At 71.7% G+C, this 25,921-nt stretch carries 18 protein-coding genes; 5 read left to right on the top strand and 13 right to left on the bottom strand.

Annotated elements, in window-relative coordinates; all coding sequences use genetic code 11:
- The first annotated feature begins 1 nt into the window (after nucleotide 1).
- Complete coding sequence (locus tag WME76_RS11770; protein WP_437960231.1) at nucleotides 2–1,387, top strand: aldehyde dehydrogenase family protein; 1,386 nt, start codon at nucleotides 2–4, stop codon at nucleotides 1,385–1,387.
- Nucleotides 1,388–1,536: 149 nt separating this feature from the next.
- Here the strand turns inward: WME76_RS11770 and WME76_RS11765 are convergent, their stop codons facing one another.
- Nucleotides 1,537–2,235, bottom strand: a complete 699-nt coding sequence (locus WME76_RS11765) for a TetR/AcrR family transcriptional regulator (RefSeq protein WP_437960230.1) — start codon at nucleotides 2,233–2,235, stop codon at nucleotides 1,537–1,539.
- Between the two features lie 230 nt (nucleotides 2,236–2,465).
- On the opposite strand from WME76_RS11765, the gene WME76_RS11760 reads away from it, so the two are divergent.
- Nucleotides 2,466–3,956, top strand: coding sequence for a carotenoid oxygenase family protein (locus WME76_RS11760; RefSeq protein WP_437960229.1), 1,491 nt, complete (start codon nucleotides 2,466–2,468; stop codon nucleotides 3,954–3,956).
- A gap of 15 nt (nucleotides 3,957–3,971) precedes the next feature.
- Here WME76_RS11760 and WME76_RS11755 read toward each other — a convergent pair whose 3' ends face one another.
- Complete coding sequence (locus tag WME76_RS11755; protein ID WP_437960228.1) at nucleotides 3,972–6,617, bottom strand: hypothetical protein; 2,646 nt, start codon at nucleotides 6,615–6,617, stop codon at nucleotides 3,972–3,974.
- 410 nt (nucleotides 6,618–7,027) lie between these two features.
- Here WME76_RS11755 and WME76_RS11750 point away from each other — a divergent pair, with 410 nt between their 5' ends.
- Nucleotides 7,028–8,617 (top strand): BNR repeat-containing protein, encoded by a 1,590-nt coding sequence (locus WME76_RS11750; RefSeq protein ID WP_437960227.1) that lies wholly within the window; start codon nucleotides 7,028–7,030, stop codon nucleotides 8,615–8,617.
- 53 nt (nucleotides 8,618–8,670) lie between these two features.
- Here the strand turns inward: WME76_RS11750 and WME76_RS11745 are convergent, their stop codons facing one another.
- On the bottom strand, nucleotides 8,671–8,922 hold the full coding sequence (locus WME76_RS11745) for a hypothetical protein (RefSeq protein WP_437960226.1): 252 nt from the start codon (nucleotides 8,920–8,922) through the stop codon (nucleotides 8,671–8,673).
- Between the two features lie 394 nt (nucleotides 8,923–9,316).
- Here WME76_RS11745 and WME76_RS11740 point away from each other — a divergent pair, with 394 nt between their 5' ends.
- The gene (locus WME76_RS11740; RefSeq protein WP_437290879.1) at nucleotides 9,317–9,955 is read left to right on the top strand and encodes a PadR family transcriptional regulator; all 639 of its coding nucleotides are present in this window, start codon (nucleotides 9,317–9,319) and stop codon (nucleotides 9,953–9,955) included.
- A gap of 14 nt (nucleotides 9,956–9,969) precedes the next feature.
- Here WME76_RS11740 and rpsD read toward each other — a convergent pair whose 3' ends face one another.
- The 9 genes from rpsD to WME76_RS11695 all read right to left on the bottom strand — a co-directional run bounded on the left by rpsD (nucleotide 9,970) and on the right by WME76_RS11695 (nucleotide 22,905).
- Nucleotides 9,970–10,581: a 30S ribosomal protein S4 gene (gene rpsD, locus WME76_RS11735; RefSeq protein ID WP_437960225.1), complete on the bottom strand. Its 612-nt coding sequence runs from the start codon at nucleotides 10,579–10,581 to the stop codon at nucleotides 9,970–9,972.
- A gap of 133 nt (nucleotides 10,582–10,714) precedes the next feature.
- Entirely contained in the window at nucleotides 10,715–11,497 is a 783-nt protein-coding gene (locus WME76_RS11730) for a class I SAM-dependent methyltransferase (protein ID WP_437960224.1), read from the bottom strand.
- Nucleotides 11,498–11,674: 177 nt separating this feature from the next.
- Nucleotides 11,675–12,346, bottom strand: a complete 672-nt coding sequence (locus WME76_RS11725; RefSeq protein WP_437960223.1) for a hypothetical protein — start codon at nucleotides 12,344–12,346, stop codon at nucleotides 11,675–11,677.
- The gene (locus WME76_RS11720; RefSeq protein ID WP_437960222.1) at nucleotides 12,343–14,472 is read right to left on the bottom strand and encodes a DUF6055 domain-containing protein; all 2,130 of its coding nucleotides are present in this window, start codon (nucleotides 14,470–14,472) and stop codon (nucleotides 12,343–12,345) included. Before WME76_RS11720 ends, WME76_RS11725 begins: the two co-directional genes overlap by 4 nt.
- A 342-nt stretch (nucleotides 14,473–14,814) precedes the next feature.
- Nucleotides 14,815–18,654 (bottom strand): methionine synthase, encoded by a 3,840-nt coding sequence (gene metH / locus WME76_RS11715; protein ID WP_437960221.1) that lies wholly within the window; start codon nucleotides 18,652–18,654, stop codon nucleotides 14,815–14,817.
- Nucleotides 18,655–18,656: 2 nt separating this feature from the next.
- Complete coding sequence (locus WME76_RS11710; protein WP_437960220.1) at nucleotides 18,657–19,610, bottom strand: metalloregulator ArsR/SmtB family transcription factor; 954 nt, start codon at nucleotides 19,608–19,610, stop codon at nucleotides 18,657–18,659.
- Nucleotides 19,611–19,760: 150 nt separating this feature from the next.
- Nucleotides 19,761–21,071, bottom strand: coding sequence for a ferritin-like domain-containing protein (locus WME76_RS11705; RefSeq protein WP_437960219.1), 1,311 nt, complete (start codon nucleotides 21,069–21,071; stop codon nucleotides 19,761–19,763).
- Nucleotides 21,072–21,211: 140 nt separating this feature from the next.
- Entirely contained in the window at nucleotides 21,212–21,742 is a 531-nt protein-coding gene (locus tag WME76_RS11700) for a GNAT family N-acetyltransferase (RefSeq protein ID WP_437960218.1), read from the bottom strand.
- Nucleotides 21,743–21,771: 29 nt separating this feature from the next.
- Nucleotides 21,772–22,905 (bottom strand): UTP--glucose-1-phosphate uridylyltransferase, encoded by a 1,134-nt coding sequence (locus tag WME76_RS11695; RefSeq protein WP_437960217.1) that lies wholly within the window; start codon nucleotides 22,903–22,905, stop codon nucleotides 21,772–21,774.
- Between the two features lie 327 nt (nucleotides 22,906–23,232).
- Here WME76_RS11695 and WME76_RS11690 point away from each other — a divergent pair, with 327 nt between their 5' ends.
- The gene (locus WME76_RS11690; protein WP_437960216.1) at nucleotides 23,233–24,120 is read left to right on the top strand and encodes an ATP-grasp domain-containing protein; all 888 of its coding nucleotides are present in this window, start codon (nucleotides 23,233–23,235) and stop codon (nucleotides 24,118–24,120) included.
- Between the two features lie 81 nt (nucleotides 24,121–24,201).
- Here the strand turns inward: WME76_RS11690 and WME76_RS11685 are convergent, their stop codons facing one another.
- Nucleotides 24,202–25,734 carry an O-antigen ligase family protein gene (locus tag WME76_RS11685; protein WP_437960215.1) on the bottom strand — a complete coding sequence of 511 codons (1,533 nt, stop codon included), beginning with the start codon at nucleotides 25,732–25,734 and terminating at the stop codon, nucleotides 24,202–24,204.
- Nucleotides 25,735–25,921 lie beyond the last annotated feature (187 nt).

The raw sequence follows: 25,921 nt of genomic DNA, 5'->3' as shown, positions 1-25,921 counted from the left end.
CATGCCCGACCTGGTGATCGACAACCCCTATACCCTCGAAGAAGCCGCCCGCCGGCCCCTCGCCGATGAGTCCGAGGTCGACCGGCTCCTCGACACAGCGACCGCCGCCGCGCGGAGCTTCGCGCGCACCCCCTTCGCCGAGCGCGCCGCCCTGTGCCTGCGCGCGGTCGAGCGCATCGAGGCCAGCGCGCCGGCGATCGCGGCCGACATCACCCGGATGATGGGCAAGCCGCTGCGCCAATCCCGCAATGAGATCGCGGGCATGGCCAAGCGAGCTCGGCACATGATCTCGATCGCCGAGGCCTCGCTCGCGGACGTTGTCCTCCCCGAGCAGCAGGGGATGGAGCGGCGCATCGTGCGCGCCCCGCTCGGCGTGGTGTTCAACCTCCCCGCCTGGAACTATCCGCTCCTCACCGCGGTGAACGTGGTCATCCCCGCGGTGCTCTCGGGCAATGTGGTGCTGCTGAAGCATTCGCCCCGCTCGCCGCTCTGCGGGGAGCACTTCGCGACGGCGTTCGCCGAGGCCGGCGCGCCGCCCGGCGTGGTGCAGGCCTTCCACTGCGACCACCCCACGTCCGAGCGCATCGCCGCGGACCCGCGCGTCAACTACGTCGGATTCACCGGTTCCGTCGAAGGCGGACGCAGGATCTACGCGGCGACGTCGAAGAAGGTCGCGGTCGACGCCGGCCTGGAGCTCGGCGGCAAGGACGGCGCGTACGTCGCGGCGGACGCGGACCTCGAGAAGGCGGTGGACGGGATCGTCGACGGCGCCTGCTACAACGCCGGACAGAGCTGCTGCGCGGTCGAGCGCGCGTATGTCCACCGCGATCTCTATCCCGCCTTCGTGGAGGCCGCGCTCGAGCTGATGAAACGTTACGTCCTCGGCGATCCGACCCACGAGGGCACCAACCTGGGGCCGATGGCGCAGCCAAACGCGCCGGCGTTCCTGGAGGCGCAGGTGAAGCAGGCGCTCTCGCGGGGAGCGCGGGCGCTCTGCGGCGGGCGGGCGACGCAGGTCGACGGGCGCGGGCGCTTCTTCCAGCCGACGCTCCTCGTCGACACGGCGCCCGATCTCGACGTGATGCGCATCGAGTCGTTCGGGCCGGTGCTGCCGATCGTGCCCGTCTCGTCGGACGAGGAGGCGCTCGCGCTGATGAACGACAGCGATCTCGGGCTCACGGCGTCGATCTGGACGCGCGACCGGGAGCGCGCGGCGCGGCTCGCGGCCGAGCTCGAGGTCGGCACGGTCTACATGAACCAGTGCGACACGCTGGATCCGGCGCTCCCGTGGACGGGCACGAAGAACACCGGCAAGGGCGCGACGCTCTCGACGCTCGGGTTCCTCCACCTGACGCGGCCGAAGTCGATCAACTTCAAGCTCGGCTGACGGGAGCTGGAGAAGGAGAGAAGAGGACCGCAAGGCGCAAGGGACGCAAGGAGAGATGGGGAAAAAGAGATGGAGTGAGAAGAAAGGCGCCGTCGCGCCAGAGCTTCTTTCCCTCAGCTCTCCCTTCTCTCCCTTGCGGCCTCTTCTTTTCAATCCGACCGTGCCCCCCCGACCGGCGCCTGCGCCAGCCCCTCGCCGAGCACCTCGAAGACGGCCTCGGTGAGCTCCATCGCGCCCTCGCGCGGCAGCTGCCCGTCGATGAACATGCGCGCGAGCCCGTAGACCATCGCGCGGCCCGCGACCTCCGTGACGATCGGATCGGTCGGGCGCAGCTCGCCGTGCTCCCGCGCCTCCTCGATCATCCTCCGCAGCCGCGCCTGCGCCTCGTCCTGGGCGGCCAGGAGCGCGCGCGCGCCCTCCGGGTCGCCGCGAAAGGCGGGGCCCTTCAGGAGCTCGAAGAGCGCGGGGTGCTCCAGGGCGAACCGGACCGACGCGAGCCCGAGCGCGCGGAAGCGCATCAGCGGGGAGGTCGCCGCCGCGATCTCCGCCGCCGAGGCGAGCTCGAACCGCTCGATCCCGGCCAGGGCGACCTCGCGCAGGAAGTCCTCCCGCGAGGGGAAATGGCGGAACGGCGCGGCCGGAGAGACGCCGACCCGCCGCGCCGCCTCCCGCACCCGCACGGCGTCGACGCCGCTCTCCTCGAGGAGCGCCAGCCCCGCGTCCACGAGGGCCCGCTTGAGGTCGCCATGGTGGTAGCCGCGCGCCGCACGCTTCGAGGGCGCCCGCCCGGCAGGCGGCTTCGCGGTCTTCTTCGATGGCGTCGCCCTCTTCTTCACAGGCCGCTTCACAGGCGGCTCCTCGACGCGCTTTCGACCCGGAGGCATGCCGCCCTTTCCAGGGGACGAACGGCGGCGTCAAGCAGGAGACCGCCGCTCCGACGCGAACAACGGCGGCACAGAGGGCCGAGGACGCCCGGCGACGCCGCCCCGCACGATCCAGCTTGCGCCGATGTAATCATCGATTACATTACCCGAACGCGATGTGATCGATGATTACATCCGTCCCCACCGGAGGTTCCATGTCCATCGCCCTGTCCGCCCCCGTCCCCGACGCCGCCCTCGACGCTGCCTTCGCCGGCGCGGGCCGCGCTTCCCCGGAGGCCGCGCGCGGGGCGCGCGCCTTCGATCACCTGACCGACCTCGAGGCCGAGTACGGCTTCACGCCGCTCGCGGTCGAGGGAGCGCTGCCCGAAGGACTCGAGGGCACGCTGTTTCGCGTGGGCCCGGCCCGCGCCACCCTCTTCGGCGTCCGCGCGCCGCACCCCTTCCAGGCGGACGGGGGCATGCTCGCCGTGCGGCTCTCGGGCGGCCGGGCGGAGGGCGCGCACCGCCTGGTGCGCAGCCGCGGCCTCGTCGAGGAGCTCGCGGCTGGCCGGCGCCTCTACGGCTCGACGTTGTCCTGGCCCAGGCGCGTGCTCCGCGCCCTCCAGGGCAAGGACCGCAAGAACGTCGCGAACACGAGCGCCTTCGTCGCCGGCGGCCGTCTGTTCGCGCTCGTCGAGAGCGCCAGGCCGACAGAGCTCGACCCAGCGACCCTCGACACCCTGGGCGAGAGCGATCTCGGCGGCGCGCTCGGCCCCACCTTCTCGGCCCACCCGCACCGCGTCGCTGCCCGGAAGACCAGCTACAACTTCGGCGTCCGGTACGGCCGCACGCCCCAGCTCGACCTCTATGCGGTCGACGACGAGGGGCGCGCGCGCGCGCTCGGCGCGGTGCCGTTGCCGGCGCCGGTGATGCTCCACGACTTCTGCGCCACCCGGCGGCACCTCGTTTTCTTCGTCTCGCCCGCGGTCATCCGGGTGGCGCGCGCGCTCCTGCACTGGGGAGGCTTCGACACCTGGGTGCGCTACGAGCCGCGCCGGGGCACGGAGGTGATCGTGGTCGACATCGACGACGTCTCCCGCGTGCGCCGCTTCCGCGTCGACGCGTTCTTCCAGTGGCACTTCGCGAACGCCTACGACGACGGCGACGACCTCGTCGTCGACCTCGTCCGCTACCCCGGGCTCGGCACGCTCGGCGCCATCGGCAAGGACACGGACCGGCCCGAGAACTCCTCGGTCGAGATCGGCGTCCTCGTGCGCCACCGCGTGCGCGCCGCGCGCGAGCAGCTCGTGGCGGAGGACCTCGGCGGCGTCCTCGGCGAGTTCCCGCGCTGCGACCCGCGGGTCGAGGGGGAGCGGCACGACGTGGTCTTCCTCGCCACGGCGGGGCGGGACGAGGACCGGCACGGCAACGGCGTCGCCCGCGTCGAGCTCGGGTCGGGCGCGGTCACCCGGGCGCCGCTCGCGCGGCACGAGCTGCCCTCGGAGCCGGTGTTCGTGCCGCGCTCTCCCGGCGCGGCGGAGGGGGACGGCCACGTGCTCGCCCTGATCACCGACGTGAAGGCCAGGAAGAGCGCCGTCCACGTCTGGGACGCGGCGCACCTCGACGACGGGCCGCTGGCGCGGATCCACCTGCCCCACGCCTCGCCGCAGACGTACCACGGGACGTTCCTGCCGCGGGAGAGCTGAAGGACGGAGGCCGCGCTACGTCGCCGGCGCCTCCACCTCGATCCGCTTCCTCGCGACCGGCCGCGGCGCGACGTCGTTCAGGACCACGCCGAGGATGCGGCGCTCGCCGATCTGCTCGGCGGCCCGCGTGAGCGAGGACGCGCGCGTCACCGAGGCGCGCGCGACCAGGAGGATGCCGTCGGAGGCGTCCTCGATGACGTTGGCGTCGCCCGAGCCGAGGACCGGCGGGCCGTCGATCACCACGTAGTCGTAGTAGCGCCGGAGCGTGCGCAGCGCGGCCTCGAAGTGGACCGAGTGGAGCGCCTCGGGGTAGCTCGCCTCGAGCGACGGCTCCGCGAGCACCGAGAGCGACGGGCTGAGGGCGACGACGCCGAGCGGGCGCGCCTGACCCGCCATGCGCCGCCGGAGCTGCTCGGAGAAGCCCGCGCGCGCGGGCAGGCGCAGGCCGAGGAGCGCCGCGACCCGGGGGCGCGCGAGGTGGCCCTCGACGAGCAGGACGCGCGCGCGCTCGGCCTCGGCGAGCGTCATCGCGAGCCGGGTCGCGAGCGCGGTCTTGCCCTCGGCCCGGCCGGGGCTCACCACCGCGACCGCGAGCGGCTCGCCCCCGCGACGCTGGTCGAGCCGGTGCCGGAGGACCCGGAGCGCCGCGAGCGCCGCCGCGGGCGCGCCGCGGAGCAGCTCGAAGACGCCGTACCCCTCGGGGTCGACGTCGGCGCCGAGGATCTCCACCTCGGGCTCGCCGAACGCGGCGCTGGGCGCAACCGAGAGGGGGCGCGCGCCCACGCAGGCGAGCGCGGGCGCGCTCCAGGACGACCCGGGGAGGACGTCGGCGCCGTCGAGATCGAGGTCGTCGGAGAACGCGTCCTCCGGGCCGAGATCGGGCGGGTCGGCGTCCGGATCCGGGGGCGCGTGGGGCGGCTCCGTGATGTGCGGGGGCGCGCTCGACGGCTCGGCGCCGCGGCCGGGCGCGCTCGATGGCTCGTCGGCGTACCCGGGCGCGCTCGACGGGTCGGGGCCGTACGCGGAGACGATCGCGCGCTCGCGGAGCGGGGGGCGCGCCGGGAGCTCCGGCATCGCGGCCAGCAGGGCGGGGCCGCCGAGCGCGTGGATGTCGCCGCCGTCGTAGAGCGTGTCGTTGAGCAGCACCCGGGCCCCGGCGACGCCGAGCGCGAAGAAGAACGTCACCGCGGCGCCCGCGAAGAGGACGCGGCCCCGCCCGCGATCGGGGCGGCTCGGCAGGTAGGCCGGGTCGAGGATGTCGAGCTCGGTCTCGCTCTTGTCCTCGGCGGCGTCCGCGGAGAGGTTCGCGGCGCGCTCGTTGGCCTGCGCCGTCTTCAGGTACTCGCGCGCCCGCTCGAGATCGAGGCGGAGCCGGTGCCACTCGGTCTCGAGCTCGATGACGCGGTCCTCGGCGCCCTGGTCGGGCTCACGCGATCCGCGCAGGGCCTCACCGTCCGCCGCGCTCCCCGCGCCCGCCGTCGCGGGGCGCCGGGCATCGCCGCTCGCTGCCGCCCTGCCGCCGCCGCCGGCGCGCGCGCGCAGGCCCCCGATCTGCCGGAGCAGCGCGCTCCGCTCCGCCTCGAGCGCCGCGCGCCGCGGCGGCGTGAGCGCGCGCGCCTCGTCGCGCGGCACCTCGGTGAGGCCGGCGCGCACGAGGCCGAGCGCGCTCTCGGCGGCCGCGAGCTGGCCCTTCGCCGCCTCGACGCGGCGCTTCGCGGCGATGGCGTCCGGGTGGAGCGGGGTCACGGTCGTGAGCTTCTCGGCGAGCGCCGCCTCGGCCGACGCGACCGCCGCGGCCGCCGCGTCGCGGGCCCGCTGCGCCTCGACGACGCTGTGGGGCAGCGGCTGCCCCGGCGCCGCCGAGGGCGACCGCCCGGCCCCGAGCAGCGCCTCGACCCGGGCGAGCTGCCGCTCGAGCGCGGCGAGCTGCGGATCGACGGGGCGAGCGGGCTGCGCGGGCGCGATCCGCGCCGCCGCCGGCGCGGGGGCGCCGGGCGGGCCGAGCGGCTGGGGCGTGGGCGCGTACGGGGAGTCGTTGAGGCCCCACTGGAACTGCGGATTCCTTGCGAGGAACGTCGCGAGCGCGCGGCTCGCCTCGTCGACCTTGGCGCTCGCCTCGGCGAGCTCCTCCCGGAGGAAGTCGCGGGTCATGGTCGCCGCGCCGACGCTGGCGCGGCGGTAGTCCTCGATCAGGATGTGCGTGAGTCGGGCGGCGACCTGCTGCGCGACGTGCGGGTCGTCGTGGGTGAAGGAGATCACGTACGTGTCGCTGCTCTGCGCGCGGAAGCCGACGTGGTTCTTCATCTCCTCGACGGCCTCGACCATCGAGCGGGCGGTCTTCTCCGGGTAGAGCCCGAATTCCTCGATGACGCCGGCGAGCGTCCCGCGCGCGGTGAGCGTGTCCTTGAGCTTCGGCCCGAGGCGCGCCGCGCGCGCGGCGCTGCTCTGGGGGTCGCGGCCGGTCTGGATGGTCTCGCGGTAGAGGAGGGTGGCCTCGCTCCGCCACACCCGCTTCGTGGTGAGCGCCAGGGCGAGGGAGATCGAGAGCCCGACCGCGATCATCGCGGCCACCCCGCGCCAGTACATCCGGACGCGGCCGAGGACGCTGATCGCGCGATCCAGGCGCTCGCGGGGTGTGCTCTCCGTGCTCAGGCTGGACATGATGTTCCTCGCCGCGCGGGCAGCGCGTCCGGCGCCGCGCGGCGCAGGGCGCGCGCGGCGGTGTTTCGCGCCCTCACGGCAAGGCGCGTGCTCGCGGTCGCGTCACCTGGGGACGCACCCGCGTCGAGGAGACCGGGAGAGGCGATTCAGGGGGGGTGAGGAGGGCGAGCGCCGTGGACGTTGCGCACGCAGGGAGCGCGAGTTCCTTCGCGGACACGTGTTTGGAGAGAGGCGATCATCGGGCCCTCCATGCAACAGGGCTGTGCCGTTCCAGTTCGGGGGCCCAGTTCCAGACTCGCCACGAGCTGCGCCCGGTACCCTCATCGTGCGTTGTGCAGGGCGGCCCCGGAGAGATGGAAGCCGGCGCCGCTTGGCGCCGCCGCTGAACGGCAGTATCGCCGGGCAGACGCATGACCAATCCCCTTTCCTTCTCCCTGCTGCTCGTTCTTTCGTCGGTCGGCTGGCTGGCGAGCTGCGGCGACGGCGAGCCCGCCCCGCCGCCCGGCGACTCGGCCTCGAGCGGCGGCGCCGCCGTCAGCGGCGCGACCGGGGGCGGCCATGGCGCGGGAGGGGCGGCCCCCGGAGCCGCCAGCGCGAGCGGCAGCAGCACCGGCGGGGTCGCCGCGGGGGGCGCGGGCAGCACGGGAAGCGGTGGAGTCATCGCGACAAGCTCGACCACCGGCGCCGGCGGCGCGGAGCCGGTCGCGCCCGGGATCGTCAAGCGCGGCGAGGGGAAGCTCGCGGAGTCGGGGCTCACCGTGGTGTCCTATGGCGGCTACGTGAACGGCGAGTCGTTCCAGCAGGACGCGATCGTGTCCTTCAACGGCTACCAGTACACGGCCTTCTGGAACAGGAACCGCAACGTCGTGCTCGCGCGCCGCGAGCTGCCGGCCAGCCCTGGTGGAGCCGCCGGATCCTGGCAGAAGTTCGACTTCACCGACCACCGGCTGAGCGCCGACGACGCCCACAACACGATCTCTCTCGGGATCGCGCCGGGCGACGGCACGCTGCACCTCGCGTTCGATCACCACGGCAGCACGCTGCACTACCGCCGCTCGGTCACGGGTCTCTTGACCGATCCGGAGGGCGCCGCGTGGGCCGCCGCGAGCTTCAGCGCCGTCTCGAGCGCGCTGGTCGGCTCGAACACCGTGCGGCTCGTCACGTACCCGCGGTTCGTCACCGAGCCGGGCGGGGACAAGCTCCTGTTCAGCGCCCGGATCGGCGAGAGCGGCAGCGGCGACGAGCACCTGTGGGAGTACGACGCGGCGACGCACGCCTGGCGCTCGCTCGGCGAGTACATCGAGGGCACGGACGCCAGCATGAACGCCTACCTGCACGGCCTGGCGTACACGCGCGGCGGCTCGCGGCTGCACGCGGCGTGGTGCTGGCGAGACACGCCCGACGCGACGACGAACCACGACCTCCTGTACGTGTACAGCGACGATCACGGGCGCACCTGGATGAACAACGCGGGCGAGAAGGTCGCGACGACGGGCGCGTCCTTCGTGACCCGGAGCACGACGGGCCTCTCCGTGTGGCCCATCGGCCAGAACCGGGGGCTGATCAACCAGGAGCACATGGCGGTCGACGCGAGCGGCCGGGTCCACGTGCTGCTCTCGCACCTCCCCGACGCGGAGGCCGACAACTCGAATTTCACGAGCGCCCGCTCGCGCAGCGAGTTCTTCCATTACGTGCGCGACACCGACGGGACGTGGGCGCGCCACGGGCTCGGCCTGCGGGTCATCGAGAACTTCCGGGGCAAGCTCGCGATCTCCTCCACCGAGAACGTCTACGCGATCCTCCCGGATCTGCGCATCGCCGGCGCGTCGCCGAGCGACGGCTACGCGACGTGGACGCTCCTCGACGACACCGACGCGGGCCGGTTCTTCTCGGATCCTTTGATCGACGCCGCCCGCCTCGAGACCTCGGACGAGCTCACCGTGTACTATCCCGAGCGGGGCTCGGTGAACATCTGGGGGCTGGAGTACGCGCTCCAGTGAGCCGCGCGAAGAGCGCGCCTGGATGGCCCACGGTGGTCAGCGGCCTGGAGTGGTCAGCGGTCGAGCGTGCGCTCCCACGTCTGTAGATAGACCTCGGCGGGGTTGTAGAGCGCGGTCAACATCGCTTCGCCGCCCTCGAGGCGGACCTCTTCCACCCGGTCTGCGGCCAGGCCGTCGTGCGCCATGCCGGAGTTATCGAGAGCCCGGCGCAGCGGTGTGAGATTCCACCAATGCAGGAATCGCGCTTCTGCCTTCTCGATATCGGCAACTCCGAGGCGAGCGCACGATTTCGGCGGGCTGGCCACCCGGGTCGGGTCCGCGCGCCTCAACCTCGGTCGGGTCCGCGCGCCTCAACCTCGGTCGGGTCCGCGCGGGGTCGCGCGCGCCTCAACCTCGGTCGGGTCCGCCCGCCTCAACCTCGGTCGGGTCCGCGGTCGGGTCCGCGCGCCTCAACCTGGGTCGGTCCGCGCGCCTCAACCTCGGTCGGGTCCGCGCGCCTCAACCCGGGTCGGGTCCGCACCGGACCCGTCCCTTGACAGGGGTCCGTCGAGAGCTATCGTCTAGATATATCTTTTAGACTATCGGACCGGGCGCCGCGGGCTGCCCGGACCCGCAAGGCCGGGCGGTCCGCCCACGCGCGCGGCAACTGAGTGCTCGCCGACGTGGCGGTCCGACGCCGAGCAGAGAAGGAGCTCACCTATGTTCTGGGGATGTGACCACCACCACCATGGCCACCACCATCACGCCGGCCCGCGAGGGCCCAGGGGTGGTCCGTTCGGGAGAGGTCGGCCGGGCTTCGGCGGCGGGCCGCCCGGCTGGTGGGGCGACTGGTTCGGAGGACCGCCGCTCCGGGCCGACCGCGGCGGCGTGCGCTACCTCGTCCTCGACGTGCTCGCCGAACGAGCGCGCCACGGTTACGAGGTCATCCAGGCCATCGAGCAACGCAGCGGCGACGCCTACAGGCCGAGCCCCGGCGTCATCTATCCGACGCTGCAGATGCTCGAGGAGCTCGGGCACGCGCGCGTCATCGAGGCCGACGGGCGCAAGGTCTACGAGATCACCGACGCCGGACGCGAGGACCTCAAGGCGAACCGCGAGTACGTCGACGAGTTCTACGAGCGCTTCGCCGAGACCTCGTGGGAGCGCTTCGCCGAGGACTTCGGCGACGTCATGAAGCGCGTCGGCTCGCTCATGAAGCTGCTGCGCCACGCCATGCGCCGCGGCCGCCTCACGCCGGCCGTGCTCGCGCGCACCGTCAAGATCCTCGACAAGGCTGCCGCCGACATCGAGGAGCTGCTCGACGAAGACCCGGAGAACCGCGCCGGCCGGCGGCCGTGATCACGCGCTCGTCGTCACAGCCGCTGCGAGTAGTACTCGATGATGAGCTGAACCTCGATCGGGAATGGGATGCTCGTCTCGTCCGGCAGGCTGGTCACGCGCGCCTGCCGGGCGTCCTTGTCGACCGCGAGCCACGTGGGCGCTTCCATGTCCGCCCTCGCGAGGCCGGCCACGACGGTCTGGTGGTCACGCCGCTGATCTCGCACGCTCACCGTCTCTCCGGCGCGGACCCGGTAGGAGGGGATGTCGACGCGCTTTCCGTCGATGAGCACGTGCCCGTGGGTCACCAGCTGTCGCGCGGCCGGGATGGTGCGCGCGAAGCCCGCGCGGAAGATCACGTTGTCGAGCCGCCGCTCGAGCAGCTCGATGAGCTTCGCCCCGGCGGCCATCTTGCTCCTGCGCGCCTCGAGCATGAGCGTCCGAAGCTGCGTATCGGTGAGGCCATAGTTGAGCCGGATCTTCTGCTTCTCGCGGAGCCGCAGGGCGTACTCGCTGAGCTTCTTGCGGGCCTGGCCGTGCTGCCCCGGCGGGTAAGGCCGGCGCTCGGTCTTCTTCGTCGACAGCCCGGGGAGCTCGACCCCTAGCGCGCGCATGACCTTCACGCGAGGTCCCGTGTAACGGCTCATGTCGAGGACCTCCCCAGAGAGGCGCGCGCGTCGCGAGGGCAGATCGCGGCGCCGTCCGGCGCCGGTGCGTCAACGGATTCGTGGATGTTCATCGAGATCCTTTGTCTTCTTTCCTGGTCCTGTTCTGGAGGGGTCACACGCGCCGCAGGTGGCGGAGGATGGGGAGCTGCGATCTTCGAAGGAAGCGCGCGAGTCCGTTCGTGGTCCGGACCCGGGCGCCGAGCGGCTCGGGGTAGTCGTCTTCGTCGAGGACCCGCAACCACGGGAACGTCTCGACGCCGCCCCCCTCTCGATGGAGCTCGACGTGACGCGCGCCCCTCGCCGCGGAGGCACGAAGGCGGAGGCACGGGGTCGCGTCGAGCAGGAGCTCCACGCCTGTCGCGAGGCGCAGGGAGGCCTGGGTCAGAAAGGCCGAGATCCGCTCGGGGCCGAGCTGGGAGAAGAGGCCGAGGCCGAGGATCAACGTGGGCCAGCCGTGCGCATCGGAGAGCTGATCGATCCAGTGATCGCAGCCAGGGGACGCGGCGGCCAGCGCGTACCGCGGCGTGTCGGGGGCGCGCCGGAGCCTCCATGCGATCACGCGGGGAACGTCGATGTCGATCCAGTGGAGCAGGCCATTGTCGACGCGCGAGAACCGAGTGCACGGCCCGGAGAAGAGCCCGATGGCCAACCCCTCCGGGTGGCGGCGGAAGAAGTCGCGCACGACGTCGTCCACCAGGCGCGCGCGGGTCGCGAGCGGGCGGAGCTCCTGCTCCGTGAAGCCCGCGCGCTCGACGTCGAGCACGCGGGCGAGGCGACGCGCTTCTTCGTCGTGGAACCCGAGGTCAGGGAACGCGTCGGCTGCGTAGGCGCACGCGGCGACACCTGCGAGCTCGCGTCGAGCAAACGAAGGGGCCGCATCGATGTTGAAAGTCATTTTCATTTTCATGACAGATCCATCTGTCGTTTGTCAAGCCGAACAGCGAGGGGCGAGGCGCGGTCCCACCCAGGTTGACCAGCGGCGTGCCCTCTCACCGGGCTGACACGCCAACCACGGGGAGCCGGCTCCGCTGTCAGGCCGCTGCGCGACGCGCTCCAGCCGCGGTGAAGCCCGCTACCGCCCTCTCCCGGCGAGGGCGACCGCTCCGAGGCCTCGTTCGCCCCGTCGCTCGTTCGAGCGGCGCGTCGGGCGCGTCGTATCGGTCCAACACGGCGCGCCCGCCGCCCTCATCGACGTTGCCATGGCCCGTAGCGCGCGGAGCTCGATATCGTCGGCGATGCGCTCTTCGAGGAAGCGCATCGGCGAGCCCGGCGTCCGCGCGCTCGCCCAGAGGAGCGCCGCCGCGTCCCGCGCCGGCGCTGTGGCGCGCGCGAGAGCCCAGCGCCCCGCGAGCTCCGAGACGCAGAGCCCCCGGTAGCCGGACGCCTCGCCGACCAGCGCGGCGTCGAGCGCGCGCGCAAGCCGCCGCGCCGCGCGGGCGTTCGTCAGCACGGCGTCGATGAGAACGCGCAGCGCCTCGCCGGACGGCTCCTCCGCGACCGCGCCGTCCTCCCTTCCGACCGCGGCGCTCACCAGGACGCCGATCTCTCCGCTCGAGAGCGCGAGCGCGACGATCAGGCGGAGGACGCGCGGCGAGCAGCGCCACGGGCCCAGGCCGGCGAGCCCGAGCGGGGCCCTCGCCCGCGGGAGCGAGCCCCCGAGCGCGGGGTCGAGCTGCGGGCCGTCGCTCCCCCACCCCCGAGGAACCGCGGCGCGCCTGACGCCGAGCGCTGGCCGCGGCATCACGGCCGCCAGGCGTACGGCGGCGCGACCGTCACCTCGGTCACGGACGAGACGCCGGTCCAGTCGCCGGGGACGAATCCGTAGAATGTATTGCTCGACTTCGACGTGGCGACGAACTCGACATCCCCGAGCAGCCGCGCGGTCCCGGAGACGGACTGGCCGCCGCCGAACCAGCCGAGCGGATAGAACGTCGTCTGCACGACCGCCGAGCCGCTCACGTCGAAGGCGCGCGCCTGAGTGCCCGCTCCGCCCTGCCCGACCAGGCTGAGCGCCCCGATCCGACCGCCGGAGATCGTCCCGTTGACGATGGTCGCGTGATCCTCGACGCGCACATCGCCGCTCACCTCGCCGCCGAGGATCCTGGCGTACGGGCCGACATACACGCTCGACGGCGTGCCCGGGGGCGCGCAGCCGCCGCCGTTCGAATGCCTCTCCGTGCCCGCCGGACACGCCTCGACCTGACCGTCCTGGAACCCTGCAGGCCAGGCCCCGTCCACCTGCACCATGTACGGATAGCGATAGATCGACGGGTATGCCGGCCCGTCGGAAGGATTCGTCCAGACCAGCTTCTGGTATTCGGTCGGCGTCGCGACCACGACCAGGTAGACGTTCTCGCCCGGGTTGACGCAGAAGCTCAGCGCGCCGTCGGCCCCTCGCTGCAGCGGGCTGTAGCGCGCCCTGGTGAGATCCGGATCGGTCGCCACCAGCCCCCAGCGCCACCCGGACTTTGCATCGGCCTGCGTGACACCCCGGAACTCCACCTCCACGCTGGTCGCTTCCGGCTCCGGGTGCAGGCGCACGACGTTGTACCCCCAGCGCTGCGGCGCCCAGTGGTACGGCGAGACGAAGCGGCGGTCCTGGGCCCAGTCCGCGTCGAGCGCCTCGAGCCGGGTGAGCCGCAGCCGCCGCTCCGTGCGGCCGCGCGAGGTCGGATCGGTCTCGATCGACCCGTACGCCTGGCGATACACGCTGGCTCGATCGGCCCCGTCGGTGGGCGGCGGGTCCTTGTAATCCCAGGTGATGTTGTGCATCGCCCACTCGCCGAACAGGTCGTTGAGCTGCTCGATGTCCCACCCCCGGCTCAGCATGAGCTTCTGCCACGGGTCGCGCTGGCCGCTCGGGGCCTCGAAGGCCCACATGTCATTGACGGCGCCATAGCAGTGCTTGTCCTTCAAGAACTCGAAGAACTGCCAGTTGCAGTAACGGTCGCGCGTGTTGCCGTAATAGAGGTGCGGCATGTTCGGCAGCATCTCCGAGCAGTGCACGTCGTCCCGCCAGATCTGGTGCGGCATCCAGTTCGCGTGGCTCTCGAAGATCCAGCAGCCGGCGCCGCCGCACTCCGGGAACGCCGGGGTCGTCGACTGAACGCCGTGCATGAACTCGTGGGCGAGCCCCCACCGATCCCTCGCGGCGCCGGGGCCGATCCACATCCCCATGTAGCTGATGCCGTTACGGGTCCAGCCGCCTCCCCAGAGCGGGAAGTCGTTGTCGAAGTGGACCGCGGCCTTCCACTTGTCTGCCGAGCCGCAGTACGGCTCGGGGAAGAAGATCGGGCTGCCGAAGTACGCGCTCCAGATGCTCTCGAGCGTCTCCGCGGCCGCTTCCGCCTGGCTCAGCGTGATGTCGGTGCCCTCTGGCCAGTAGATGGCGAAGTGCTCGGACTCGTGGCGCAGGGGCGCGCCCGTCTCGCCGCCGTCGCGCGGCGCCCTCCACGTGCCTGCCGCGCAGCTCTCCCGCGTGGCCTGGCAGCTCGTCGCCCACGTCGTGCTCGCCGTGCCCTCCTGGCAGGCGCCTGGACCGCCGCCCGTGCCGCTCGCCGAGGGGCCCGCGCTCGCCGTGGTGCCCGTCGCTCCTCCGCTGGAACCGGCGCCCACGAGCGCGCCGGTGCCTGCGGTGGCCGCCCCCGCGCCGCCGCTGCCGGACGCGGACTCCGCAGCACGCTCCTCCGAGGGCTGACCGCACGCGACGAGGAGCCCGGCGACGGCGAGCGCCGAGCCCTTCGCGAGCCCCTTCTCGAGCAACGCGCCCAGCCTGCGTCGAGCGCCCGCTCGCGCGCGGCGTGTACAGGCGGAGATCTCGGGGACGCCATGACTGCGCAACGCCGGAGTGCCATCCGCCCGTTCGAGCATGCTGTATTCTCGCCCAGAGCTCGCCCGGCAGGCAAAGCAAAATCACGCCACTGCCGGCCACAGCGCCGCTCGCCAGGTACCATGGAGCACGTGAAGTGGTCGTGCAGGTCGCGTCGCGAATGTCGCCCGGCAGCGAGTAACGTCTTGTGATCATCGGGGCGACGCGCTGGGCGAGGCAGCGAAGACCGTTGCGACGGCGATGAAGGTCGTCGTGCCGAGCGACCGGACAGGCGAAGGGAAATCCGACGTGGGGTCCTGTCCGGCGACCATGGCTCTCTCGAGAGGGACGCAGATGGTCGGGCCCTCCCGCGCTCGGCCGGTTCGTCCCTGGGTGACGAGGTACTAGCTCGATGCGTCGTAGTTGAGGTTCGGGCCGAGCCAGCGCTCGACCTCCGCGACCGTCAACCCCTTGCGCGCGTGGTAGTCGACCACCTGGTCACGATCGATCTTTCCAAGGGTGAAGTACCGGGCCTGCGGGTGCGCGAAGTACAGGCCGCTCACGCTCGATCCGGGCCACATCGCGAACGACTCGGTGATCCGGATGCCGGTGCTCTTCTCGACGTCGAGCAGCCGCCAGAGCGTGCCTTTCTCTGTGTGATCCGGGCACGCCGGGTACCCCGCGGCCGGCCTGATGCCGCGGTATTTCTCCTCGATGAGCTCGCTCTTGGTCAGGTCTTCCTGCCGGCCATAGCCCCACTCGTCGCGCACCCGCTTGTGCAGGCACTCGGCGAACGCCTCGGCCAGGCGATCGGCGATCGCCTCGGCCATGATGGCGTTGTAGTCGTCGTAGCTCGCCCTGAAGCGCTCGCACAGCTCCTTCAGGCCGATGCCGGTGGTCACCGCGAAACCGGCGATGTGGTCCGGGAGGCCGGTCTCCCTGGGCGCGATGAAATCAGCGAGCGACCGGTTCGGCTCGCCGTTCTCCTTCGCCGTCTGCTGGCGCAGGAAGTGAAACCGTTCGAGCACCTCCTTGCGCGTCGCGTCCGTGTAAACCTCCACGTCGTCGCCCACGGCGCTCGCGGCGAAGAAGCCATACACGCCGCGCGCCGTCAGCAGCCTCTTCTCGATGATCATGTCGAGCAGCGCGTTCGCCTCGGAGTAGAGCTGGCGCGCCTGCTCGCCGTATTTCTCGTGCTCCAGGATCCGCGGATAGACGCCCTTCAGCTCCCACGTGTGGAAGAACGGCGTCCAGTCGATGTACTCGCGCAAGGTGGCGAGCGGGAAGTCCTCGAGCACGCGCGCGCCGATGAACTCAGGCACCGGCAGATCCTCGGCGCGCCAGTCGATCCGCGTCCGGTTCGCGCGCGCGGCCTCGATGGGGACGAGCTTGTGCTTCGGCGCCGAGTGGAGCCGCCGGAGCTTCTCGTACTCGGCGCGGTGCTGGGCGACGAACGCCGGCTTGCCCTCATCGCTCAGCAGGCTCGTCGTGACGGGCACGGCGCGGCTCGCGTCGACCACATGCACGACCGGCTCGCTGTAATGCGGGGCCACCTTCACGGCGGTGTGCGCCTTGCTGGTCGTCGCCCCGCCGATCAAGAGCGGCAGCTTGAAGTTCTGCCGCTCCATCTCGCGGGCGACGTGGATCATCTCGTCGAGCGACGGCGTGATCAGCCCGCTCAGGCCGATCAGATCCGCCTTCTCCTGCCTGGCGCGCTCGAGGATCTTCTCGCACGGGACCATGACGCCCATGTCGATCACCTCGTAGTTGTTGCACGCGAGCACGACGCCCACGATGTTCTTGCCGATGTCATGGACATCGCCCTTCACCGTGGCGAGGACGATTTTCCCCTGCGTCTTCACGGCCTGTCCAGCGGCGGCCATCGCCGCTTTCTCCGCCTCCATGAACGGCGTGAGGTACGCGACGGCCTTCTTCATCACGCGCGCCGATTTCACCACCTGCGGAAGGAACATCTTACCGGCGCCGAAGAGATCTCCGACGATGCCCATTCCGTCCATCAGCGGGCCCTCGATCACGGCGAGCGGACGGCCGAGCTTGGCGCGCGCTTCCTCGGTGTCGACGTCGATGTGCGTATCGATGCCCTTGACCAGCGCGTACGACAGCCGCTCCTCGACGGTGCCTTTGCGCCACTCCTCTTCTTTCTTCTCGGTCGCGGCGGCGCCGGCGTTCTTGGCCTTCAGCGCTTCGCCGAAATCGACCAGCCGCTCCGTGGCGTCCGGACGCCGGTTGAGCAGGACGTCCTCGACGAGCTCGCGGAGCTCCGGCTCGATCTCCTCATACACCTCGAGCATGCCCGCGTTGACGATGCCCATGTCCATGCCGGCCTGGATGGCATGATAGAGGAACGCCGAGTGCATGGCCTCGCGCACCCGGTTGTTCCCGCGAAAGCTGAACGAGATATTGGACACGCCGCCACTCACCTTGGCGTGCGGCAGGTTTGCCTTGATCCAGCGGGTGGCCTCGATGAAGTCGACGGCGTAGTTGTTGTGCTCCTCCATGCCGGTGGCGACCGTGAGGATGTTCGGATCGAAGATGATGTCCTCGGGAGGAAACCCCACCTCGTCGACGAGGATATGATACGCGCGCTCGCAGATCCGGATCTTGTCCTGGTAGGTGGCGGCCTGCCCTTGCTCGTCAAAGGCCATGACCACGACGGCGGCGCCGTACTTGAGGATGGTCTTCGCGTTCTCGCGGAACTTCGCCTCACCCTCCTTGAGGGAGATCGAGTTCACGATGCCCTTGCCTTGCATGCACCTGAGGCCTGCCTCGATGACCTCCCATTTCGAAGAGTCCACCATGAACGGGACCTTCGCCACCTCGGGCTCGCTGGCCAGGAGCAGCAAGAAGCGCGTCATCGCGGAGACGCCGTCGATCATGCCCTCGTCCATGCAGATGTCGACGACATTGGCGCCGTTCTCGACCTGCTGGCGCGCCACGCTCACCGCTTCTTCGAACTTCCCTTCCTTGATGAGCTTCGCGAACTTCGGCGACCCGGCGACGTTGGTGCGCTCGCCCAGGATCATGTAAACGCCGGGCTGCTGCGTGAACGGCTGCGAGCCGGACAGGCGCAGGGGGATCGGCGGGCCTGACGAGGGCGCGCCGCCGGGCCGGGTGTCACGGGAAGCCTTCGGGTCGAGGGCGCGCGGGGGCTTGCCGGCGATCGCCTTGGCGATGGCCGCGATGTGCTCGGGCGTGTTGCCGCAGCAGCCGCCGGCGATGTTGAGGAGGCCTGCCTCCACGAAGCCGCCGATGTGGCGCGCCATGTCCGCCGGCTCCAGATCGAAGCCCGTGGGCGAGAGCGGGTTTGGCATGCCGGCGTTCGGGTAGCAGGATATCGCGGCGCTGGATTTCTCCGAGAGGTCGGCGAGGAACGGATACATCACGTCCGGGCCGAGCGAGCAGTTCAGACCGACGGCGAGCGGGTTCACGTGCTTCACCGCGTTCCAGAATGCCTCGACCGTCTGCGCGGAGATCATCGTCTCTCCGCCGCGCCCGACCGCCGCCGAGATCATCACCGGCAGAGTTTTGCCGTCCTTGTCGAACACCTCTCGAATGGCGACGAGCGCGGCCTTCGCGTTGAGCGAGTCGAAGATGGTCTCGACCAGCAGCACGTCGGAGCCGCCGGCGATCAAGGCGCGGACCTGGTGGAGGTACGCTTGTTTGACCTGATCGAACGTCACGACGCGGAAACCGGGGTCGTCGGCGTCCGGGGAGCTGGACAGGGAGACCGTGAGCGGGCCGATGGCGCCCGCGACGAACCGCTGCCGCCCGTCGGCGTTCGCCACGCGATCCGCCCATTCGCGGCACTGCCGCGCGGACTGTTCATTGATCTCCCAGGCGAGGTCGTTGAGGAACGGGTCGTCGATGATCCGTTGATAGAAGGCTGGATCTTTCCGCCCGCCGTGCTCCCGCGGGTCGTCCACGAAGAACTCGCTCTGGGTGATGCTGGTCGCGCCGAAGGTGTTCGTCTCGATGATGTCCGCGCCGGCCTCGAGGAACCGCCGGTGGATATCGCAGATCATCTCCGGCTGCGTGAGCGTGAACAGATCGCCGTTGTTCAGCAGGTCTTTCTTCGAGTCCGCGAATCGCTTGCCCCGGATGTCCGCTTCCTTCATCCCATAGGTGCGGATGGTCGTCCCCATCGCCCCGTCGATGATGGCGATGCGGCTCTGGAGGAGCTTCTGGAGTGGATGAAGGGGAGGCGCGGGGTTGTTGGGCAACATGATCAGACTCGCTTGACGCTCTTGGAGGGATCCGGGGTCGGCTTGTCGGCGATGGCGAGCACGACCTGGAAATGTGGCTTTTTCGCCTCGCGGCAGGCGACGTCGGACGCGACGACATCGAGCCTCACGCGGGTGAGCATGGCGCGGATGTCGGAGGGCGAGAAGCCGGGGTGGCGCTCGCCGTAGGGGGCGGTGACCTCCGGCTGCTGGTGCGCGTCGAGCGACAGGATCACCAGCCGTCCGCCCGGGCGGAGCACGCGGGCGCACTCTTCCAGCGCCCGCGCCGGGCGCTCGGCATAGGTCAGCGTGTGGAACACGAGGACCGAGTCGAAGGACGCGTCTCCGAACGGCAGGTCGTGGACATCGGCGACCAGGGCGCGGACGTGGGGCTGGGTCGAGAATCGCTCTTTCGCGGATTCGATCATCCGGCTGCTCGAGTCGATGCACGTGAGCGAGCGGCAGTAAGGTGCGAGGGAGCCCGCCGCCGCGCCGTCGCCCGAGCCGACGTCGAGGACGTCGCCGAGGCGCAGCAACGCGGCGATGCCGGCCGCGAGCGACTGCCACGTGCGGCCTGGGGAGTAGCGCCTCTCCATCTCGCCGGCGAAGGACTCCGGGAGGCCACCGCGCCGCTCGGCGTCGAGCTCCAGGAGGCGCCGCTGGTCGCCTTCCAGGGTCGGGTCAGCCGATCTCGTGGCGTCATCGAGGAGCGCCTTCGCGGTCCCGGGCAGGGAATCGACCGCGAGCGTGTAGAACGACTGCGGTCCCTGGCGTCGATCCCGGACGAACCCTGCCTCGCGAAGCCGCCCAAGGTGCGTCGAGACGCGCGACTGCGCGATGCCCGTGACGCGGACCAGATCCGTCACCCGCAGCTCGCGCTCGCGGAGGAGCACGCAGAGCCGTATCCGGCTCTCGTCCCCGAGGAGGTTCAGCGTCTCGATGTACTCGGACAGACCCATGCATCCCTGTATCTCGATGCACGAATGCAGTAGACCCCCCGGCTTCCGGAGTCAAGGGCGCCGGTCCTCGAGGCGCACCGAAAGCGAGGCGCACCGAAAGCTGGCCGCCGAGCTGAGTCCGGAACACTGGCGGGACTCTGACCCGCGGTATCAGGCGGCCAGCAGCGCGCGCATGGCGGGGTCGATGACGTCTGCGATCGCGCAGCGCCGGGAGGCGGCGAGGACGGCGTCGTCGGGGCGCCCGTGCGCGGCGAGGGCGGCCGCAGGGGCGTCCGACGCCGCGGCGGCCGGCTCGGGCGCGGCGAGGGCCGCCTCGAAGGCCGCGGAGACCGCGCGGCGCACGGCGTCGCCGCCGGTCTGGAGCGCCCAGGCGACGAAGCGCCACGCGAGCTCGGCGTGCCGGGCCTCGTCCTCGGCGATCGCGGCGAGGGCGCTCCGGACCGCGGCGTCGGTGGCGTGCGCGAGCTGCTCGCTGGCCTGCACGGCGGCGAGCGTCTCGCCGACGCAGCCCTCGTGGACGGCGCGCGCCGCGAGCTCGGCGAGGTCCGAGGTGACCTCGACGCGGCCGCCGAACGCGAACGGCATCGGCTCGAGGGCCGCGCCCGCGTAGGCGCTCGCCAGCCCGAAGCAGAGCGCGGCGTGCCGCACCTCGTCGCGCGCGGCCTCGTGCGCGGCGTCGAGCATCTCGGCGGGGGCCCCGACCGCCATCATCTCCAGCGCGAACCGCGAGAACGAGGCGACCGATGCGTGCTCGAGCAAGGCGTCGCGGAGCCACGCCTCGGCCAGCGCAGCGCGGGTCGCCGGCGTGAGCGGCGCGACGTCCGGACGCGCCGCGGCAGCCCCCCATGCGCCCGCCGCGCGCCGCTGCGCCCGCGCGGTGCGGGCGCGCTCGCCCACGAGGAACGGGCGGCCCGAGCCGCCGCAGCTCGCGGTGAACTCGTAGCAGCACTGGCCGCCTCGCGGGACACCGCCGCCGAGGCTGCTGTACCAGCACCCGGCGGGCGGCCTGGGGACGTCCGGGTCCATGGGGTCGAACTCAGGACATGCGCCCGTGTACGCGCCGCCGGAGCCCCCTGCGCCGCCGGAGCCGCCTGCGCCGCCGGAGCCACCCGCGCCGCCGGAGCCACCCGCGCCGCCCTGCCCTCCCTCGCCCAGGAGCTCTGGCGCGACACACACCGTTCCTTCCTCCGTCCACGAGACGCCGCCCGCCTGGACCGACGTGACGACCTCGGGATTGTGGCCGCCTTGCGCTCCCTCACCGCCCATCCCTCCGGGCGCTCCCGAGCCATCGTCGCTGCGCCCGCCGCCGCCCTCGCCGGAGGGGCGATCGTGGATGACGTTGGCGCTGCAGGCGGCGCCTCCAGCAGCAACGCCGAGCGTCGCCGTGGCGAGGATCGCGCGTGTCAGATGATGAGCGAACGCGCTTCGGAAGTGAGCCGGAGAGGGGGGCGTGTTGGACATGAAACCGCGTCGTAGCAGCAGATGTACCAGCGGCAGTTCCGCAGGAATTCAGCGTCTCCGCGACGAGAGGCTCGGCACAGCCTGGCACAAATTCTGTCTTCCTGGCACGCTGCCGCAGCGCCGCCGCGCCGCGGAATCAATCAGACGGTGACGCGACCCGGCGCGCTCTCGAAGGAGAACACCCGCCAGGCGTTCGGCTGGCCTGGACGCGTGGACTCTGTCGCAGCGCCGCTGGTGAACTCCGCGATGACGCCGCCCCAGAACGCGAGAGCACCCCGGTTCCCCTCGGAGACGCGCACCGTCCACGCGCCGGGAAGACCGCTCCACAGCAGGAAGGCTGCCCGACGACCCACACCGGAACGGCGGTAGGCACGGAGGACGAAGAACTCGGCGATATCGAGGACGTCCGGGTCCTCCGCTGCAGGTGAACCGCGCGTCGCCAGGACGAAGCCCGCGACGCGCCCGCCGCATCGGATGATGAAGGCGAACCGCCGATCGCGCTCGGACCAGTAGAGAGGAAGCCTGGGGTAGCCGAAGCGCCCGTCCGCCCCCAGCTCGATACCGGGGAACACGTCGCTGAGATCGTGAATGTACAGCTCGAGAAGGTTGGACAGCAACGAGGCGTCGGACGAGGTCGCCGCATCGAGAGAAGCTGTCTGGAGTTCGCTCATATCTCGCAGGCGGCGCTCCTCGGCTCAGCTCAGCCGAGGAAGCCCCGCGCCCGGGCGATCGCCTCGATCGCCGGCCTCCGCCGCTCCAGCTCCTCGACGTCCTTGACGGGGAGGAACCGGGCCGCGAGGCCCTCGCGCGGCACGCGCAGGAACCTGGCCGGGAGGCCGAAGGTGATCTCGTTCAGGATGCGCTCGAACTGGATCGCCTTGCGGTCGCCCACGTTCTTCTCGACCTCCACGTAGACCCAGTCCATCGCGAGCGCGCTGAGCGCCTCGGCGCTGGCCAGGAAGGTGTTGGTGTTGAAGACGGGCACGACCTTCGGGTCGAAGCTGGTCGGCAGCCGGAAGTCCTCCGCCATCACCGAGCGGCCGTTCCATCGCATCGGGCCGCCGCCCTTGTCGCCGCCCTTGTCGACCACCTCGACCGTGAGGGGCCCGCCGTGGCCGAGGTGCCAGCCGAGGATGACCGGATCCACCGTCGCGCCGAGGTTGTCGAGGTTGGCGATCCACACCGTCTTGCCGCCGCGGGCGATGAAGCGGCCGAGGATGCCGCTCTCCCGGAGCGCGTCCGGGAGGTCGCCGTGGCCGGTGGCGTAGACGCTCGGCTCGCCGTCCTCGTCGAGGAACAGCTCACCTTCCTGGGTCAGCCGCAGCGAGACGTGCTGCTCGAACGTGGCGCAGAGATCGCCCTGCTCGTCGAGGCGCGGGCCGAGCGCCTCGCGGATCGGCTCGTTGGTCGCCTCGCTGGTCATCAGCCACAGCGGCACCGGGACGCCCGTCGCGCGCCGGAGGTGGTCGCTCTCGGCGAGGCGCAGGTCGAGGAACGTCCGGCCCGGCAGCACCTCCACGAGCGCCTTGACCACGCCGCCCATGCGCGTGGCCATCCCGCCGGCGAGGACGCAGAGGGCGACCTCGCCGCGGCGGAGCGCGTCGAGGCCCGCCTCACGGCAGCGAGCATGCTCGGGCGTGCCCTCGGCGGGCAGGTCGACGACATCGCCGGGCGCGGGCGGCTCGACCGTGCCCTGGAGGCGGTTGCGGGCGTCGCGGTCCTTGCCGATGGACGCAGCCCACCGGGCGACGCGGTCGGGGTCGAACCCGCGCGCCCGGAGGCGGCCGAGGAGAGGAGCAGGGAGCGCGGCGATCTGCTGAGCGAGAGAAGACACGGTATCTTCAAGAGCACGATGCGATGCGCGAGGCAACAGCATTGTGCCGCGAGTCGTGGGTCGAGCGAGCCTTCCCACCGCGCTGCTCCCCGGCGCGCACGACGCGGCTCCGGGCAGGGCTGGACGGGTTGTAGGCTGGTCCCTGATGGGGATTCGGAGAGCCGAGATCCGGCGTCACGGAGGGGCGAGCTCCACCGTTGGCCGGCTGGCGCCGCCGCCGCTCCCGTGGCTGACGGCGCCGAGCCCGCCGGACGGCCTTGACGGCCGCGCGACGCGCGCGAGAAGCTGGCGGCCAGGGCGCCGCGGCGCGACGCGAGGGACGACGGCATGATGAACATCGCTTACGCCGTGATGGACGGGTATCGACAGCTCATGGACGCGCAGCGGGAGGTGGTGGACGAGAGCCAGGTGCTCCGGCGAGAGTTCGCGCGGCTCGACACGGAGTTGACGGCGGTGAGGTGGAGAGATCCCGAGGTGGACTGGGCGCGCTTCGACGCGGTGCTCCCGAAGGCCTGCTGGGATTACGTCGAGCGGTCGACCGAGTTCCTTGCATGGCTGGATCGGCTTCGCGGCCTCGGAGCCCGCCTGGTGAACCCGGTGGAGCTCATCCGCTGGAACAGCGACAAGCGCTATCTCCTCGAGCTGCGTCGAGGCGGCGCGAGCGTCGCGCCGCTCGTGTACGTCGAGCGGGGCGCCTATCGCGATCTCCGGGCCGAGCTCTCGTCGCTCGGACGGGGGGAGATCGTGCTCAAGCCGGCGATCTCCGCGGGCGCCTACAGGACGCTCCGCGCGAGCTCGCTGGACGCCGAAGGGGTGCTCGATCACGCCGAGACGATCCTGCGCGACTCGGGGCTCCTGATACAGCCGTTCTTCCCGGAGATCCTGCGCGACGGGGAATGGTCGCTCCTCTTCTTCGGCGGCGTGTTCAGCCATGCGCTCGTGAAGGTGCCTGTCCGCGGCGATTTCCGCACGCAAGCGATGTTCGGCGCGACGGTGACAGCGCGGGAGCCGCCGCCGGCGCTCCTCGGGCAGGCCGCCGCGGCCCTCGACCTGCTGCCCGGGAAGGCAGCGTATGCTCGAGTGGATGGATTCGTCCGCGAAGGACGGCTGCAGATCATCGAGGTGGAGCTGATCGAGCCGTATCTGTACCTGGAGCACGGCGGTCCGCTCGGGGCGCGCCGGTTCTGCGAGGCGATCCTCGCGGCGCTGCGCTGAGACGGGGAGTCTGCCGGCTCCCCGTCTCCCGGAACAGCTCCGGCCTGCGGGGGGTGGCCCGCCGGGCGGCCCGGCGCGCGCTCACCCGAGGATCCGCAGAAGGATATTGAGCGAGGTGAGCACCGCGAACATCCCGCCGCACACGAGGGCGGCCTCCCTGGCGGACACGCGCACCGAGACGCGGCTGTCCTCCGCCCGCGCGGCGCCGTACAGCGCGGCGGAGGCGCCGAGCACCATGTAGAGAACGTCCTTGTAGGCCCACGACAGGAAGAAGATGCCTATCAACGCGCCGCACAGGCTCACGAAGATCGCCGGCGCGAACCGCCTCGCCGCGGGGCCCACCTCGATGTCGCCGAGCCAGATCACGAGTGGCACCTTGAGCGACGCGTAGAGGACGAGCGCGAACAGGCACATCCCGAGCAGGCCCGTCTCGGCGGCGGCGAGCATGTACGAGTTGTGGGCCGTCAGGCCGAACGACGACTCGTCGCCGAACTGCCCTGCGCCGACGCCGATCCCCTTCGTGCGCCGGATCATCTCGAAGGCCTCGCGGAGCAGCGCCACGCGCTCCTCCGAGCTCTCGGTCGCCTCGTCGCCGCTCCGGCCGCCGAGCAGGAGCATGGGCGGCCCCACGAAGCAGGCGGCGACGACGCCCAGGGTCCCGCTCCGCCGGATGAAGGTGAGCCCGAGGACCGCCAGGTACACGATGAGCCCCGAGCGCGAGCGCGACATGACGACCGTCGCGCCGATCGCCACGATGACCGCCGTCACGGGCAGCGCTCGCAGCGCCGAGGCCACGCGCGAGAGCAGCCGATCCGTGAGCAGGAGAGGCAGCGTCGGCGCCGCGCGCGCCCGGCGGGGAGCTGCCGGCGCGCGCGGGTCGGCGCCGGCCGGCGGCGCGCTGTCCGGCGGACGCGGGCGGCCGCTGCCCGGCTCGCGGGGCGCGCGCGGGCCGGCGCGCCGCTCCGCGAGCGCGATCGCGAGCGGGATCGACATGCCCGCCATCAGCGACAGCTCGTTTGGATCGGCGAGCGAGCCGCGGTAGCGGACGCGGCCGTCGATGGTCGACGTACCGAGCGGCCCGGGGCGCTCGCACCGGTAGTTGCCGTCAGGGACGGGCGCATCCTTGCGGCAGTCGAGGTTGGTCTCGCACGGGCGTCCATCCGGCTCGAGCTCGCCCCTGCCCGCCCAGTCATCGGGCGCGGCGAGCATGCAGCCGTAGGGCTGAAACGCCTGCGTGATCGCGACGGCGGTGGTGAGGACGGCGCAGCCGACGAGCGCGATCGCGAGCGCGCGCAGCCCGCGCGGCGACGCGGCGGCGAAGGCGACGGCGAGGAAGAGGCCCGCGACGGTCGCGAGCTGCAGGCCGCGCTCCTCGAGCGCGGCCGGGCGCTTGAGCGCGGTGGTCAGCGCCGCCCAGGCGAGGAACGCGATCGCATAGACGATCTGGGGGGCGAGCGTCGGCCTGAGCCGCCGCCACACGACGTCGAGGGCGACGCAGAGAAGGGTGAGCCCGAACGCCGCGTGCACGAGCGGAATCCCCGAGAGCTCGGGGATGAACTCCTGCGGCTTGATGATGACGAGCGCGCACAGCGCGCACACGACCCACGCTGCCATGGTGTGGCGCGCCGCGCGGCGCGCGCGGGCCGCCCGCGCCGCGCCCTCGTGACGGCCGCGGAGCGGCGCCCGACGCAGGCGCGATGAGGCGCGGCGCGCATTCCCCCCTTCAGCGCGACGGATCTAGCACCGTGGGTCCGACCGGCACGCGGGAAGCGCGCCGGTGCGCGCGCGAGGAGCAGGCGCG

This window comes from Sorangium sp. So ce119 (genome assembly GCF_051524405.1).
Classification (GTDB): Bacteria; Myxococcota_A; Polyangia; order Polyangiales; family Polyangiaceae; genus Sorangium; species Sorangium cellulosum_G.
The sequence above is the reverse complement of the archived record's forward strand: the minus strand, read 5'-3'. Positions and strand labels throughout refer to the sequence as shown.